The organism is Nocardia sp. NPDC058499, assembly GCF_042719915.1.
Taxonomy (GTDB): Bacteria; Actinomycetota; Actinomycetes; order Mycobacteriales; family Mycobacteriaceae; genus Nocardia.
In genome coordinates this window covers 77726-93413 of sequence record NZ_JBHXMZ010000009.1, presented here as the reverse complement: position 1 = coordinate 93413, position 15688 = coordinate 77726, and the positions used below count along the sequence as shown (strand labels likewise).

13 protein-coding genes are annotated in these 15688 nt (G+C 66.9%); 10 read left to right on the top strand and 3 right to left on the bottom strand.

The window, feature by feature from the left end; all coding sequences use genetic code 11:
• The first annotated feature begins 159 nt into the window (after nt 1–159).
• The 9 genes from ACFWPH_RS25215 (at nt 160) to ACFWPH_RS25175 (ending at nt 10918) form a co-directional block, all read left to right on the top strand.
• Nucleotides 160–1926, top strand: a complete 1767-nt coding sequence (locus tag ACFWPH_RS25215; RefSeq protein ID WP_378754578.1) for a hypothetical protein — start codon at nt 160–162, stop codon at nt 1924–1926.
• A 482-nt stretch (nt 1927–2408) separates the two neighbouring features.
• The gene (locus ACFWPH_RS25210; RefSeq protein WP_378754577.1) at nt 2409–3533 is read left to right on the top strand and encodes a cytochrome P450; all 1125 of its coding nucleotides are present in this window, start codon (nt 2409–2411) and stop codon (nt 3531–3533) included.
• Between the two features lie 237 nt (nt 3534–3770).
• Nucleotides 3771–4898 carry an XdhC family protein gene (locus tag ACFWPH_RS25205; protein WP_378754576.1) on the top strand — a complete coding sequence of 376 codons (1128 nt, stop codon included), beginning with the start codon at nt 3771–3773 and terminating at the stop codon, nt 4896–4898.
• Between the two features lie 20 nt (nt 4899–4918).
• Nucleotides 4919–5440 (top strand): 2Fe-2S iron-sulfur cluster-binding protein, encoded by a 522-nt coding sequence (locus ACFWPH_RS25200; RefSeq protein ID WP_378754575.1) that lies wholly within the window; start codon nt 4919–4921, stop codon nt 5438–5440.
• Nucleotides 5437–6435: an FAD binding domain-containing protein gene (locus ACFWPH_RS25195; RefSeq protein WP_378754574.1), complete on the top strand. Its 999-nt coding sequence runs from the start codon at nt 5437–5439 to the stop codon at nt 6433–6435. The genes ACFWPH_RS25200 and ACFWPH_RS25195 overlap by 4 nt, the downstream gene beginning before the upstream one ends.
• A complete protein-coding gene (locus ACFWPH_RS25190; RefSeq protein ID WP_378754573.1) occupies nt 6432–8540 on the top strand; it encodes a xanthine dehydrogenase family protein molybdopterin-binding subunit in 2109 nt (702 codons plus the stop codon). Before ACFWPH_RS25195 ends, ACFWPH_RS25190 begins: the two co-directional genes overlap by 4 nt.
• 67 nt (nt 8541–8607) lie before the next feature.
• Nucleotides 8608–10248 carry an ABC-F family ATP-binding cassette domain-containing protein gene (locus ACFWPH_RS25185; RefSeq protein ID WP_378754572.1) on the top strand — a complete coding sequence of 547 codons (1641 nt, stop codon included), beginning with the start codon at nt 8608–8610 and terminating at the stop codon, nt 10246–10248.
• 110 nt (nt 10249–10358) lie between these two features.
• Nucleotides 10359–10493, top strand: coding sequence for a hypothetical protein (locus tag ACFWPH_RS25180; protein WP_378754571.1), 135 nt, complete (start codon nt 10359–10361; stop codon nt 10491–10493).
• 221 nt (nt 10494–10714) lie between these two features.
• Nucleotides 10715–10918, top strand: a complete 204-nt coding sequence (locus ACFWPH_RS25175; protein WP_195053545.1) for a cold-shock protein — start codon at nt 10715–10717, stop codon at nt 10916–10918.
• A 54-nt stretch (nt 10919–10972) separates the two neighbouring features.
• Here the strand turns inward: ACFWPH_RS25175 and ACFWPH_RS25170 are convergent, their stop codons facing one another.
• From ACFWPH_RS25170 to ACFWPH_RS25160, 3 genes are all read right to left on the bottom strand, one after another.
• Nucleotides 10973–12259 carry a diguanylate cyclase domain-containing protein gene (locus ACFWPH_RS25170; RefSeq protein WP_378754570.1) on the bottom strand — a complete coding sequence of 429 codons (1287 nt, stop codon included), beginning with the start codon at nt 12257–12259 and terminating at the stop codon, nt 10973–10975.
• A 101-nt stretch (nt 12260–12360) separates the two neighbouring features.
• Nucleotides 12361–13494: a terpene synthase family protein gene (locus ACFWPH_RS25165; RefSeq protein ID WP_378754569.1), complete on the bottom strand. Its 1134-nt coding sequence runs from the start codon at nt 13492–13494 to the stop codon at nt 12361–12363.
• A 125-nt stretch (nt 13495–13619) separates the two neighbouring features.
• Nucleotides 13620–14399 carry a hypothetical protein gene (locus ACFWPH_RS25160; protein WP_378754568.1) on the bottom strand — a complete coding sequence of 260 codons (780 nt, stop codon included), beginning with the start codon at nt 14397–14399 and terminating at the stop codon, nt 13620–13622.
• Between the two features lie 378 nt (nt 14400–14777).
• Between ACFWPH_RS25160 and ACFWPH_RS25155 the strand changes: the two genes are divergently transcribed.
• Nucleotides 14778–15578, top strand: a complete 801-nt coding sequence (locus ACFWPH_RS25155; protein ID WP_378754567.1) for an SDR family NAD(P)-dependent oxidoreductase — start codon at nt 14778–14780, stop codon at nt 15576–15578.
• The last annotated feature ends 110 nt before the right edge of the window (nt 15579–15688 follow it).

Sequence of the window (15688 nt, the reverse complement as noted above, 5' to 3'; positions counted from 1 at the left end):
TTAACAGGCAGTCTCGAGATCCCCGCCTCGGTTTCGGCGGGGCCCGCGCCCATGTGCGGACCCCGCATGTTCCAGGTGCCGGAGATACTCAGGGATTGCCCGGAATGCCCAGCGGTGGACTAGCGATCGTTGGGATAGGGAAACAAGTAGGAGGCGGAAATGGTTACCGACGGGTATCTGGAACATTCATCGCTGGCCGAGGTTCTTCGGCACGGCAACCTGGATTTCCATCAGCAGCTGCAGAAGATTCTGAGCAACCCGGACTTCCGCGTCACGGAGAAGCAGAGCCAGGAAGAGCGGCGCCTCAACGCCTACGGCCAGCTGAAATACCTGGTCGACGAGATCGGAACCCGCGCCGTTGCGACCGATCTACCCAGACTCTTCGCTGTGTTCGACTGGTGCGCCGTGCTGGCGACAGATCTGATCCCGCTGATCTCGGGTCACTACAATCTGGCGTCGGGGAGCTTGGCTACCCTCACCGACTCCGATTCCGCAGCACCGTACCTGATGGACCTGGATGACGCGACCGCCGTCGGCGTCATGTTGCTGACCGAGTACGAATGCGGTTCCAATATCGGGTTCATGCGGACGACTGCCACGTGGGACGGCGACGGGTTCGTGCTCAACACACCGGATCCGCGGGCTCGCAAATTCATGCCGTCGGTCGGTATACCGGTGGGCCGGGTATGCGTGATCGGTGCGCGGTTCATCGACGCGGCCGGTGTGGACCAGGGCGTTCATCTGTTCACCGCACGGTTGCGCGACGCCAACGGCGACCCGGCACCAGGCGTCACGATCACCCAGCTCGACCATCAGCCGCTGGTGATCATGGACAACTCGGTCATCAGCTTCGAAAACCTGCGGGTCGAACGCCATGCGTGGCTGGCGAACAACCTGGCCACCGTCGATGACAACGGTGTCCTGACCTGGAACGACGCGGACAGCCCGAAGCGCGCGTTCGCTTCGGCGATCAGTCAGCTCACTGTCGGGCGCTTGGCGCTGTCGTCGTGCTTGAACGCCGCGGCGCGCGCCTCGCTCTATATAGCTCTGCGCTACGCCGGTCAGCGGGTGGTGCCGATGACCCCGACCGATAAACCGGTCATGCTGGATATCCCGCATGTACGTGACACGCTGCTGACCGACCTGGCCGGCACCATCGCCCGGACCGTCTACGGCGACGCGACCAAAACGTTCCTCGCCGGTGCCGACCTCACCGCTCGCGATACCGTTGTGACAGTGATGCTGGCCAAGCACTTCATCCAGAAGCATGCCCTGGACACCGTCACCGACTGCCGTATCAAGATGGCCGCGCAGGGCATGTTCACCGCGAACCGGGTCGCCGGTTATCTCGGCGTCTGTCATGCCGCCATCACCGGCGAGGGCGATATCTACGTCCTGGGTTCGGTCGCTGGTCGCGTGCTGGCCAAACAGCTGGCCGCGACTCCGCCGGCCGAAACGACCCTGCACGACCCCAGCAACCCCGGCGACCGTGCTCGCTTGCTCGCCGCTCGTACGCTGACGATTGCGCAGGAGGCGCAGGAGCATGTGAACACGCCCGGCCTCGATGATCGCCTGGCGGCAGTTCCGCACGTTCTCGACCTCGCCGAGGCCTACTGTACGGAGAAGGCACTCGATGCACTCGATGAGCACGGCGGCCACGCGGAGATCGCCGCTATACGTGATGTTTTCGTCCTGGACAGCATCAACCGGGACTCCACGTGGTACCTCACCCACGGCCTGCTCGACATCACCGCTGTAGCGACCCTGCAGCAGGAACTCAGCCGAGCCATCGACAATCTCGCGGTGCACCTGCCCGCCGTGCTCGATTCGCTGGGCTTCGACGACGAGATCCTCGGTGCTCCGGTGCTGTCTGCAGATCTGCCCGGCGCGTGGGCCGCCCGCGTCGCCGAGGTACGCGGCCACTGATCTGCCACGGCGCGTTGTTCGGGCTCCCGGCAGGAACACCTCTGCGGAGGTTGTTCCCGGCGGGAGCCCGCCCATTTCGTGCACCGGCAGACGCTCCGGTACGACCGGCGCGGCGCTGTCACGAACGCACATCAGCCCTGTAGCCCACAATATTCGGCGAAACCGACCGGTAACCAATGCCTCAGGGTGTATCCGTAGTCGCAACAATCGATACCCGAAGGGACCTCGCCGGGTGCGACGGAAACCGACCTTTCTGCCAGAATCCTGTTGGTAGAGAGCAACATAGGAACCTACGGGTCTTCGGCACGCCCTTACCTTGGGTACGATGCCGCTGAAACCGATATCGAGGAGAATACGTGTATCCGCAGCCCACGCAGCAGGGTGCTGGCGCCGACTCATTTTCGCCGATCGAGGGCATAGGCCCTCGCATCCCGCTATACAGTGCGGAGTTCGCCGCCGATCCCCATGGCGCCTACCGCCAGATGCGCAGGGACTATGGGCCGCTGGTGCCGATCGAGATGTGGCCGGGAGTGCCTGCCACCTTGGTGACCAAGTACCGCACCGCCGTACGCATTCTCAACGATCCCGAGCATTTCCCGGCCGATCCGCGAATCTGGCAGAAGACCGTCCCCGCCGATATTCCGATCATGCCGATGATCGAGTGGCGACCCAACGCACTGCGTACCAGTGGTGAAACGCACGCGCGCTACCGCGGTGCGCTCAACGCGGCGCTAGCCGAGGTCGACCTCAACACCCTGCGCGGCATGGTGGAGAACTCCGCGGTTCCGGTCATCAACTCGTTCTGTAAGGACGGGACCGCCGATGTTCTGAACCAGTACGCTCTTCCGCTGGTCTTCTCGGTTCTGTGCCAGGTCCTCGGCTGCCCGCAGGATATCGGCGAACAGGTGGCGGCCGCTAATGCGGCGATGTTCGACGGCGTCGATACCGAAACGGTCAACGCGAACATGGGCAAGGCACTGCTCGAACTGACCGCTCTCAAACGCAGTCACCCGGCCGACGATGTCACCACAAGACTGGTGCAGCACAACGCCGGGCTCACCGATGAGGAGATGGTGCATCAACTGGTGCTCCTTTTCGCGGCCGGAGTCGAACCGACGGTGAACCTCATCACCAACACACTGGTACTGATGTTGAGCGACGCCCGTTTCACCAGCAACGACAGCAGTCTGCCTTTGTCGACCAGGTCCGCACTCGACGAGATGCTGGCGATCGACCCGCCGATGGCGAACTATTGCATTACCTACCCGCGCCAGCCGATCCTGATCGAAAACGTCTGGTTGCCGGCGAATCAGCCGGTGATGGTGAGTATGGCCGCCTGCAACAACGACCCGGAGATGAATACGGGCGAGTTCTCGGGTAACGGCTGGAATCTGGCCTGGAGCACCGGTCCGCACGCCTGCCCCGCCCACGCGCGGCCGTACGCGTACCTGCTGGCCCAGGACGCTATCGATCAACTTCTGGATGCCCTGCCGGAATTGCGCCTTGCAGTACCCAAGCACAGCTTGGTGTGGCGCCCGGGCCCGTTCCACCGGGCGCTGACAGCGCTGCCGGTGATGTTCCCGCCGTCTCCCCCGCTGAGCATCTGAAGCAGTCCCGCGCAGCAGCAGGCCGGCGGCGAGACCGCACGGACGCCACGTCGCGTCGGTCGTTTGCGCTGAATCGGAAAACGTGACCGGTTGGGCGCAGCGGGAGCATGGAGGCGGCCTGTCCGGGTAAGCCGCGTGCATGAGCGATAACACGAACACGGGCGCCCGAGAGATGCAGATGGGCGCCGTAGCCATACCGTGGGCGGTGACAGATCACCGAGTCGTTGTCCGCAGCCGATGAACGATGCCTGGGATGCGGTGCTGCGGTGGTCGCGCGCAGGTTCGCGGGCTGTTCTGGCGCGGGTGGTGGACAGTTCGTCCGGACGACCGCGTGCACCGGGAACCGCGTTGGCGGTTTCGGAATCGGGCCGGGTCGTGGGCAGTATTTCCGGCGGCTGTGTCGACGGCGATATCTGTGCGCGGGCGCGGGCCGTCATACACAGCGGTGTTCCGGAAGAGCTGCGGTACGACGGTGCGGAGGATGATTTCTCCGGCCCGGGGCTGCCGTGCGGCGGTTGGCTGGACGTGTTGATCGAGCCCGTCGACACGTCACTGGGCGCGGTGCTCGCTCCTTTGCTGGCAGCGATTCGGCGCGGGCATCCGGTCACACTCGCAACAGTCCTCTCCGGAACCGGCCGATCGGTCCCGCGCCATGCGCTGATTGCCGCTCACGCGGGCAACGACCACCCGACGGAGACGATCCCGCTCGACCGGGTGCGGACGCCGGCCGAAAGTGACACCACCGGACTTCTCGACTTGCCGGCCACCGATACCGCCCCCGCCCTGCGAGTGTTCGTACAGTCCTTTCCCGCCCCACCACGCATGCTCGTTTTCGGCGGAGACGATTTCGCCGCCGCGCTCACCCGAATGGGCCGATTCCTCGGCTATCGGGTCACCCTCTGCGATGCCCGGCCCGCCTTCGCCACCGCGGCGCGTTTCCCGGCGGCGCACGAGGTCGTGGTGCGCTGGCCGCACGAGTATCTCGCGTCGACGCCCGTGTCCGAATCGACAGTGATCTGCGTGCTCACCCATGACGCGAAGTTCGATGTGCCGTTGCTCGCGGCGGCGTTGCGTAGCGAGGCCGGGTATATCGGCGCGATGGGCAGCAGGCGTACCCATGCAGATCGCGTGCGCCGGCTTCGCGACGCCGGGGTCACCGAGGCCGGGCTCGGGCGTCTCGCTGCGCCGACCGGCCTGGATCTGGGGGCCGACAGCCCGGAGGAGACTGCGGTGTCGATCGCCGCGGAGATCGTCGCGCAGCGGCGGAACGGCAGTGGGGCGCGGCTGTGTGATCTCGACAGTCCCATTCATCACGCCGGCGAAACGACCACGATTCGTTGCGAGGGTCTCCGGTTTGGGGCGTGAGCCGCGGGTATCCGGCGCCTATGACAGCCGCCGAGAATCACAGCGAGATCGCGCTGGACGTGGACGGGCAGCGGCGGACGCTGCGCGTGGACAACCGCACCACCCTGCTGGACGCGCTGCGCGAGCAGCTCGGTGTCATCGCGCCCAAGAAGGGCTGCGATCACGGGCAGTGCGGATCGTGCACGGTGCTGCTCGACGGCCGGCGCGCCACCACCTGCCTCACTTTCGCCGCGGCCAACGACGGGGCCGAGGTGGTCACCGCGGCCGGGCTGCCCGACGGGGATACCTTGCACCCGGTCCAGCAGGCGTTTCTGGAGCACGACGGCTTCCAATGCGGTTACTGCACACCCGGGCAGGTGTGTTCGGCTGTGGGGATGCTGGCCGAGGTGAAGGCCGGGAATCCCAGTTATGTCACCCCTGATCTCACCGACGCCGCGGAACTCGACGGTGCCGAGATACGGGAGCGGATGAGCGGCAACCTGTGCCGTTGCGCGGCGTACCCGAATATCGTGGCGGCGATCCGGCAGGCGGCGGCCCGGTGATCCCGTTCGAGTACCGGCGCGCGACCAGCGCCCGGGAGGCCGTGGCCGCGGTGGCCGGACGACCGGGGGCGGCGTTCCTCGGGGGCGGGACCAACCTGGTCGACCATATGAAACTGGGTATCGCCGCGCCGGAACTGCTGGTGGATGTCAGCCGACTACCCCTGGATGGGATCGAGGAGACCGCGGACGGCGGGATCCGGGTGGGCGCGGCCGTCCGCAACAGCGATCTGGCGGCACACCCGGTGGTCCGGGCACGGTATCCGGCGCTGGCACGCGCGCTGCTCTCCGGGGCATCGGGTCAGCTGCGCAATCTGGCCACCACCGGCGGCAATCTGCTGCAGCGCACCCGGTGCGTGTACTTCCAGGATGTGACGACTCCCTGCAACAAACGCGCGCCCGGTAGCGGTTGCGCGGCGCTCGGCGGGTACGTCCGCTACCACGCGATCCTGGGGGCCTCCGAGCATTGTGTGGCGGTGCATCCGTCGGATATGGCGGTTGCGCTCGCGGCGCTGGATGCCCAGGTGGTGACCGAGAATACCGAGGGCGAACGGCGGATTCCGATCACCGATTTCCACCGGCTGCCCGGGGACCATCCCGAACGTGACACCGTCCTCGCCCATGGTCAGTTGATCACCGGGATCGACATCCCCGCCCCGCCCGACGGGGTGGTGGCGGACTATCGCAAGGTGCGCGACCGGGCCTCCTACGCGTTCGCGCTGGTCTCGGTAGCGGCCGAACTGGCCCTCGAATCCGACGGCAGCACGATCGAATCCGCGCGGCTCGCGCTGGGCGGGGTCGCGCATCGTCCCTGGCGCGCGCGGCGGGCAGAAGCCGCTCTCACCGCGGCCCCGGCGACCGGGCAAACCTTCGAACGGGCCGCCGAGGCCGAACTCGCCGGCGCCCGGCCGCTGGACGGGAACGAGTTCAAGGTCGGACTCGCCCGCCGCACCCTGATATCGACCCTGCAGACCCTCACCGAACAGGCACAGCGATGACACTGATTCCGGCCGATTCGATGGGCACGCCACTGACCAGGCTGGACGGACACGCCAAGGTCACCGGTACGGCGCCGTATGCCGTCGAACATCCCGTGGACGATCCCCTGTATCTGCACCCCGTCCAGGCCACCGTGGCCCGGGGACGGGTGAATGCCATGGACACCGGCGACGCGCTGTTGCTCCCGGGAGTGGTCGCGGCACTGACCGTATTCGACGCCCCCGCACTCGCCGAACCCGCCGACGGCGAACTCAGTATCCTGCAGGACGACCGCGTGCACTTCCGCGGACAACTGATCGGCGCGGTGCTCGCCGAGAGCGCCGAAACCGCACGGCACGGCGCCGACCTGGTGCGGGTCGAGTACGAGACCGAACCGCATCACACCGAACTGCGCGCCGACGACCCCGGCCGCTACGCACCGGAGCAGGTGAACCCCACCTTCCCGACCGATACCGAGGACGGTGACGTCGAAGCGGGGCTCGCCGCGGCGGAGGTGTGTATCGACCGGACTTACACGACGCCCGCCGAGCACAACAACCCGATGGAACCGCACGCCTGTATCGCGCTCTGGGACGAATCCGCGGGCCGGCCCGCGATCACGCTGTACGACTCCACGCAGGGCGTGCACACCGTCCGGTCGACGCTGGCACCCCTGTTCGGTCTCGACCCTTCCCAGCTGCGGGTGCTGGCCCCGCATGTCGGCGGCGGGTTCGGTTCCAAGGGGGCGCCCCACGCCCACAATGTGCTCGCGCTCCTGGCTGCCCGGCGTTGCGCGGGCCGGCCGGTGAAATTCGCGCTCACCCGGCAGCAGATGTTCGCGCTGGTCGGCTACCGCACACCGACCGTGCAGCGGATGCGGCTGGGCGCGGATCGCGTCGGCCGGCTGACCGCGCTGTCGCACGAGGTGGTCGAGACGACGTCCCGGGTCAAGGAATTCGCCGAGCAGACTGCGGTCTCCTCCCGCACGATGTACGCCACCCCGAACCGGCGGACCTCCCATCGCTTGGTCGCGCTGGATGTGCCGGTGCCGTTCTGGATGCGCGCGCCGGGCGAATGTCCCGGTATGTACGCCGGCGAATCGGCGATGGACGAACTCGCCGTGGCCTGCGGTATCGATCCGATCGAACTGCGGATCCGCAATGAGCCGGAAACCGATCCGGAGACGGGCCGGCCGTGGTCGGGACGGCATCTCGTCGAATGCCTCCGCACCGGCGCCGAACGTTTCGGCTGGGCCGGGCGCGACCCCGCTCCGCGCGCCCGCATCGACGGCGACTGGCTGGTCGGGACGGGGGTCGCCGCGGCCACTTACCCCGCGATGGCGATGCCCGGTAACACTGCCCGGATCGAGTTCGGCGCCGACGAGCACTACACCGTCGATATCGGGGCCGCCGATATCGGTACGGGTACCTGGACCGCACTGACCCAGATCGCCGCCGACGCCCTCGGCTGCGAACCCACCGCCGTGCGATTACGCATCGGCGACACCGACCTACCCCAAGCCAGCGTCGCCGGCGGGTCCACCGGTATCGGCTCATGGGGTTCGGCCGTGGTCGCCGCCGCCCGGACCTTCCGGCGCGAGCACGGCGACACCCCGCCGGCCGGCGCGCACAGCAGCGCACAGGCGGCGGAGAATCCGGACGCCGGCAAGTACGCCCTGCACTCCTTCGGCGCCCACTTCGTCGAAGCCCGTGTCCATCGCGACACCGGTGAGATCCGTATCCCGCGCATGCTCGGGGTGTTCTCGATCGGGCGGGCGATCAACCCGCGCACCCTGCGCTCCCAGCTGGTCGGCGGCATGACGATGGGGGTTTCCGGGGCCCTGCACGAGGACAGCGTGCGCGACCACCGGTTCGGCCATATCGTCACCCACGACTTGGCGTCCTACCACATCAGCGCGCACGCAGACGTCCAGGACATCGACGCCCTCTGGCTGGACGAAGTGGACGAGCACACCAACCCGATGGGTTCGCGCGGCGCGGGCGAGATCGGGATCGTCGGCGCCGCCGCCGCGGTCGCCAATGCCGTCCATCACGCGACCGGGGTCCGGGTGCGTGCGCTACCCATCACCGCCGACACCGTCTTGACCGATACCGCGCAGCACTGAACGGTCCGCATCCACTACCGGGCGGCCGGATCCGCGCGTTGCCGCCGGTCCGGGCAGAATATGCGCGGTGAGCGCAACATTGCAGGCCAGTGGCCTCTCGGCCGGGCACGCCGAACGCACCCTGTTCGCCGGCCTCGATCTGACTCTCGCTCCCGGCGATGTGATCGGGCTGGTCGGCGTCAACGGCGCCGGTAAGTCGACGCTGCTGCGCATGCTCGCCGACGGCGCCCCGGAGGAGGGCAGTCTCACCCTCAGTCCGCCCGACGCGACCGTCGGCTACCTGGCGCAGGAACCCGAGCGCACCGCGGGCGAATCCGTGCTCGACTATCTCGCCCGCCGGACCGGTGTCGCCCACGCCCAGCGGGTCATGGACGCCGCCGCCGAACGACTCGCCGACGGCGGAGGCGACGACTACTCCCCCGCTCTCGAACACTGGCTCGCCCTCGGCGGCGCCGATTTCGAACAGCGCGCCGCGGAGGTCGCCGCCGATCTCGGCCTCACCGACGGCCTCGCGGGCGGGCCGGCCACCCCGATGACGGGACTGTCCGGTGGGCAGGCCGCCCGCGCCGGTCTCGCGTCGGTCCTGTTGTCGCGCTTCGATATCCTGCTACTCGACGAACCCACCAACGATCTCGACCTCGACGGTCTCGACCGGCTCGAACGGTTCGTCACCGGAGTCCGGGTGCCGCTGATGATCATCAGCCACGACCGTGAATTCCTGACCCGCACGGTGACCGCGGTTCTCGAACTGGATCTCGCCCAGCAGCAGATCAACTTCTACGACGGCGGCTACGAGTCCTACCTGACCGAACGCGAGATCGCGCGCCGGCACGCCCGCGAGGCGTACGACGAATTCGCCGATACCAAAGCCGCTTTGGAGGCCAGGGCGCGGATGCAGCGCAACTGGCTCGAGCACGGTGTCCGCAATGCGCGCCGCAAGAGCAAGAACGATTCCGACAAGGTCACGCGCAAGACCCGCGCCGAATCCACCGAGAAACAGGCCGCCAAGGCCCGGCAGACGCAGCGCCGCATCGAACGGCTCGACGTGGTGGAAGAACCGCGCAAGGAGTGGGAGCTGCGGATGGAGATCGCGGCGGCGCCGCGCAGCGGTTCGGTGGTCGCGACGGCGAGCAATGCCACCGTCACCCGCGGCGAGTTCACGCTCGGGCCCGTCACCACCCAGATCGACTGGGCCGATCGCATCGTGCTGACCGGCGCGAACGGCTCCGGTAAATCGACCCTGCTGGCTTTGCTGCTCGGCAGGCTCGCCCCCGATACCGGCACCGCCGCGCTCGGTTCCGGCGTGCAGATCGGGGAGGTCGACCAGACCCGCGGCCTGTTCCGTGGTGCCGGGACGCTCGCTACGACCTTCGGGGCGGCCGTTCCCGACTGGCCGGATGCCGACGTGCGGACGCTGCTCGCGAAGTTCGGGTTGCGCGGACCGCACGTCACCCGCGCCTGCGACACCCTTTCCCCCGGCGAACGCACCCGCGCCGCGCTGGCCCTGCTGCAGGCGCGCGGGGTGAACCTGCTCGTTCTCGACGAACCGACCAATCACCTCGACCTTCCGGCCATCGAACAGCTCGAGCAGGCCGTCGACTCCTTCACCGGCACGCTGCTACTGGTCACCCACGACCGCCGGATGCTGGATTCCGTGCATGCGACCCGCCGCTGGCATATGACGGCGGGCCGGCTCACCGAGGAATAGCCCGCGGCACCCGGGGGCGCAACGCCGGGCTGTTTCCGCACCGTACCCGGCGGCGTCGCGTACGGTGGGGGCAACGGGACCGCTCAGGTCCGGCGAAACGAAGGACAATCATGTCCGATAAATCTCCCCGTGGCGACGCCACCAAGAAATCCGGAAAAACGCTGAAGGAAAAGCGTGCGGAAAAGAAGGCCAAGGCTGTCGCGAAATCCGATGTCGAGTCCACGTTCGATCCGAAACGTCGCTGAGGGCACGGCCGATCGGCTCTCCAGACCACTTGTCCGTCACTGTCTTTCGCCGTTACCAACAAGGGCCCCGGACCACCGGGACCGCGGCGGGAGTCCGTACCGTGCACACCTGAAGTAACCCCCCTCGACGAATCAGTGACGCGTGTGCCATACTAGCTCACCGAGACTGCGCTAATCGAAGTGATCTGTGCGGCTCATCTACAGGAATGAAGTATTAAAGCATGGCGCAAGGCAGCGTGAAATGGTTCAACGGCGAGAAGGGCTTCGGCTTCATCGCCCAAGACGGAGGCGGTCCTGACGTCTTCGTTCATTACTCGGCTATCGGGGGCTCGGGCTTCAAAACTCTCGAAGAGGGTCAGCGGGTAGAGTTCGAGATCGGCCAGGGCCAGAAGGGCCCGCAGGCTCAGGACGTCCGCACGATCTGATTCGTGTGACTTGAAGGCTCCGCACCCCACGGGTGCGGAGCCTTTCTCGTCGGGTCAGGTGCGTTCGGCGCCCTCCCCGACGGGCATGGTGTGCAGCACCCACTGCGCCTTTCCACTGTTCTTCGCGTGATACAGCCCGGTATCGGCGGCATCCAGCAAGGCCTCCGCCTGCCCGCCCTCGACCGTTGTCACCACCGCTCCGATACTGGCCGACACGTTGAGCCGGTGCCCGCCGATGAGCACGGGATCGGACAGGGCGCCCAGCAACCGTTCGGCCACCTGAGTCATCCGGTCGTCGTCGACGGGTGGCGGGACCAGTGTCACGAACTCGTCGCCGCCGATCCGCGCGACCAGGCAATCGAACTCCACCACACTGTCGTGCAACCGGTTCGCGACTGCGGTGAGGACCTTGTCGCCGGTGCCGTGCCCGTACCGGTCGTTGATGTACTTGAACCGGTCCAGGTCCACGAAACACAATCCGATCCGGTCCCGCGGGCCCGCGTCGCGGATCGTCGAATCCAGCCATTCCAGCAGTTGACGCCGGTTCGGCAGCCCGGTCAGCAAGTCGTGGCGCGCCTGCCGGTGCAACTCCTCGCGCATCCGGTGCTGTTCGGTGACATCCTCTCCCACGGCCAGCAGATAGTCGGGATGGCCCACCTGACCCTCGACGAAGGTGATGGAGAACGACGCCCACCCGTAGCTGCCGTCGGCCCGCCCGATCTGCTGTTCCAGTTTCACCGTGCCCTGTTTATGCGGTACCAAACGCTCGTAGACGAGCCTGCGGATATGTTCGCGATCCTCGGGGTGGGCGAATTCGTAGACCGAGATACCGCGTAGATCATCGGCAGGGACGCCGATCATATCCGCGAGCGCCTTGTTGGCGTTGAGCAGCACGCCGTTGGTATCGCCGATGGCGATGGCCACCGCCGCATTGTCGAAAACGACCCGGAAACGCTCGTCCATCCGTTGCGCCACCTCACCGGGAGCGTCCGGCGGCGCGAACAGCATCTGCCGGCGGATACCGAAACCTTCGCCGAGTTTGGCCAGCAGGACCGTCATCCGCCGGATCGTTTCGGGATCGCTGTCCGAACCCGCGAGCGACCACAGCACCGGAACCGAGGTGGCCACCACATCGGGTGCCGGCAGATCCGCGGCCGCCAGGGCGGCGCCCGCCCGGGCTCCGGCGTCGAAATCGAACGGTGTGGTGGTGAGCGCATGCGCGAGATCGTGCACCAGCCAGCTGAGCAGGTGGTAGATGCTCGGATCGGAGGGTGCGGAGCCACTGGTCGCATGGAGGGCCGCAGACCACGCTCGAACCAGTTCGCTGTGCTCCGACTCCATCGCTCCCCTTCGCCGCTGTGCCCGCCACCGCCCCGTTCGCAGCCATGGAACATCGCCTACCGAAAGGTGGGGTGGCTACCCTTGATGATCACCATCATTGCTCATCGGCCGTGCTCCGGCGGGACGGGGGTGGTGTTCTCCGAGAAAATACTCGTTCCTTTGTACCGGGTGGTGACCAGCTGCCATACCCAGCTCGCCTGGACACAACCGGCGAGGTCGGCGAGATGCACTTGCAGTTGCGCGGCGAGATCCGTATCGGCAAGGCCGGGTTCGCGGCAGCGGTCCGCCAGCGCGTCGTGGCGCCGCCGGAACTCGGTGATTCGGTCGCGCACCATGGTGCCGGCGTCGCGTACCGCGTCGGCCAAGGTTGCGCCGGGCGTGTTGAGCAGGCAGACCGGGATGAGGTTGAAATCCGACCGGTCCGCAATGCACTCCTTCTCGAAGGAGAACATGTCGTTCATCAAGGCACCGATTTCCGCAGTGAGCACGCGTAATCGGCGTAAGTCCGCGATCAGCCCGGCCCGCTCCAGCCGGTCCTCGTCCAGGTAACTGTCGCGGCCGAACTCGCACAGCGCGATGGCCGGATACATACCCGATACCTGCGCGCGCAGATCGATGTACTCCGCGACGGTCAGCAGATCGCCACGGGCCCGGGCGTTCTGGTCCCGGATGGCGGTGCGCAGATGCGCCACGGTCGAAACGAGGAATTCGGCGAGCCACCGTGGATCCGACAACTCACCGACCTGCGACAGGAAGTCGACCGTCGCCGCTGCGACCGGGGACGGGTCCGCGGGAGGTTCCCGGGTTTCCAGCAGGCGGCACAGGCGCTCGAGTTCCGCACGCGCCCGGCCTTGTTCGGACTCCGGTAAATGACCGTACTTCTCCCGGCCCACGGTATCGTTGAGCCAGAACAGGATTGCGTTGAACAATCCGATCACGGTCAGCCGCTGCGCGCTGACCGGTCCCGGATGCAGATACGGTGTCATGCTGTTGTAGTGCGCGCCACCGGGTTCCAGCCATATACCCTTCGCCCGGCAGTAACGTTCGACCTCGGCACATGCCTGCGCACCGAATTCGCTGGGACGGAACTCGCTGCAGTACTCTGCGATATCGCAATCCGCTGTGCTGAACAGCTCCCGCAACGACCACGGTTCACCGTTGGCCACCCAGGTCTCGTATTGTGTTCGCATATCGGTGATCTCACGCTCGACCGCCGCTGTGTACCGAGAAGCCATGACGACTCTCCTCCCGCATATTCCAAACCCTCTCAGTGTGGTGCACCGGTGAGTCACTGTCACCCTGTTCCGGCACATCCCCAGCTGAGGGGGAGACGAGAGCGCCCGGCTGTCCCGGTGACCGGTTACCAGTCCTGCCAGGGAATGATCGTCCGCAGCGGACCGTCGAACAGCGTTTCCCCGACGACCGGTCGCGTCGCACCGCTGCCGTCGGTCAGATCCTGTTCCAGTTCCACCACCGCACGGGTCACGTCGGCGGGATCGCCATCGAGGTACAGCATCCGGATACGGACCGACCCCGGCGCGAATTCGCGGTTGCCGGCACCGAGGGGCAGAGTGGGATGTTTCTGCATCGAATGCAGCGAGAAGGTCCACGCGCCCGCGACCCCCGGGCATTCGAGTAGCGCGGGAATCCCGACGCGATCGTCCCAGCGGAACTGCTCGTGCACATCGGCTCCGTGCGGTTCGCCGAAGTGGGTGACGGTCAGATGTAGACCGCGGTTGGGCCGGAAGGGCAGTGCGTCGGCCGACACTCCGATGCGCGGTGCCGCATAGCCCTTGACCGGTGTGAAGAACCCGAGCAGCGGGCGCCTGACCCCGGGCAGTTGCGGCCCCCGGCCCCATTGGAAGGAGTCCTCGCCCAGTTTGGTCCACGCCGCGACACTCTCCTCATAGGGCGGGCGGAACCAATACATCGCCACGTAGTCGATTTCGGCGAGCTCCGGCGACGAAGCCCCGTCCAGCGCGGCATATTCGGCGGGCCTTGCCCACCGATCGCCCCAGGCGACACCCGGTAGCAGCAGGTTCTCCGGACGGTGGTCGAGTTGATGCCATTCGTTGTATTCGCGATGCACGCTGGGATCGGTGAGATCGATGAAGGAGAAGAACGCGTGTTCCGAGAACATATAGCCTGCCGATCCGGTTCGATGAACAATTCCAGGTGGTTGCGGTGCCCGGCGCCCGAAGTAGCGTTCTCGTGAGTCGCCGGTGAGCAGGTAGCGCGAGTACACGCCTCCGCCCCGATCTCGATCATGACGCGAAGAAGGCGATACGCCCCGTGGTCTTTCCACTGAATGGCACATCGTGCAGCCCCAGGGATCGACGCAATGGGCGTTCCGCCTCGTGAAGTGGCCGTACCCGCTCGATACCGGCCCAGGGGTGAACCGAGGCCGGGCGCCCACTGAGCGGAACCCGCGTTCCGGAGCCGGGCCGTGCTGTGCCAACCTCGGCAGTCCGGGCGGCGCCGCACTGAGTTCCGCCCCCGAGTACAGGAGCAAACCGATATGGGAGTTCTCCAGCGGTACACCGGCCGACGGGTACTGATCACCGGTGGCGGGTCGGGTATCGGCCAGGCCTGTGTACTACGCATCCTGGAGGAAGGCGGCCAGGTGGTGGCCGCGGATATCAGCGACGCCGGCCTGCGGGATACCACCGAGAAGGCGAACTCCCCCGCACTGAGCACCGTGACGATGGATATCGCCGACGAGGAGTCGGTGCGGGCGGGTGTCGGCGAGGCGGTACAGCGGCTCGGTGGCCTGGACACCCTCGTCAACGCGGCCGGCGTTCTCCGCTCCGCGCATTTCGAGCAGACAACCCTCGCCGATTTCGAACAGGTGGTCCGCATCAACCTCATCGGCACCTTCCTGGTGACCCGGGAATCGATCGCCGCATTGCGGGAGGGTGTAGGTCCGGCCGTGGTGAACTTCAGCTCGACCTCGGCGGCTTTCGCCCATCCGTATATGTCGGCCTACGCCGCCTCCAAGGGCGGTATCCAGGCGATGACCCACGCCCTGGCCCTGGAGTTCAGCAAGCAGGGGATCCGGTTCAATTCCGTACAACCCGGGTCGATCTCCTCCGGGATGACCGACGGCACCGGCGCCGCCAAGCAGAGCAGCGGTCCCGGACTGCCCGCGGACGTGGATCTCGGGATGTTCGCCAAAGCCTCCCCCGCGTTACCGCTGGACGGTGGCGCGATCTTCGCCGGGCCGGACGCGGTGGCGTCGGTGGTGGCCATGCTGGGCTCGCCGGACGCCTACTTCGTCACCGGTACCGAGGTCCGGGTCGACGGCGGCTCGCATATGTAGTGGGCACGTCCAGCGCCTTTGACGAGAGTGGCCCGGATGCAGCAAGCATCCGGGCCACTCCGCTGAGATAGTGTCCGGGCGCCGGAGCGGACCGCCGTCTCCGCACACTC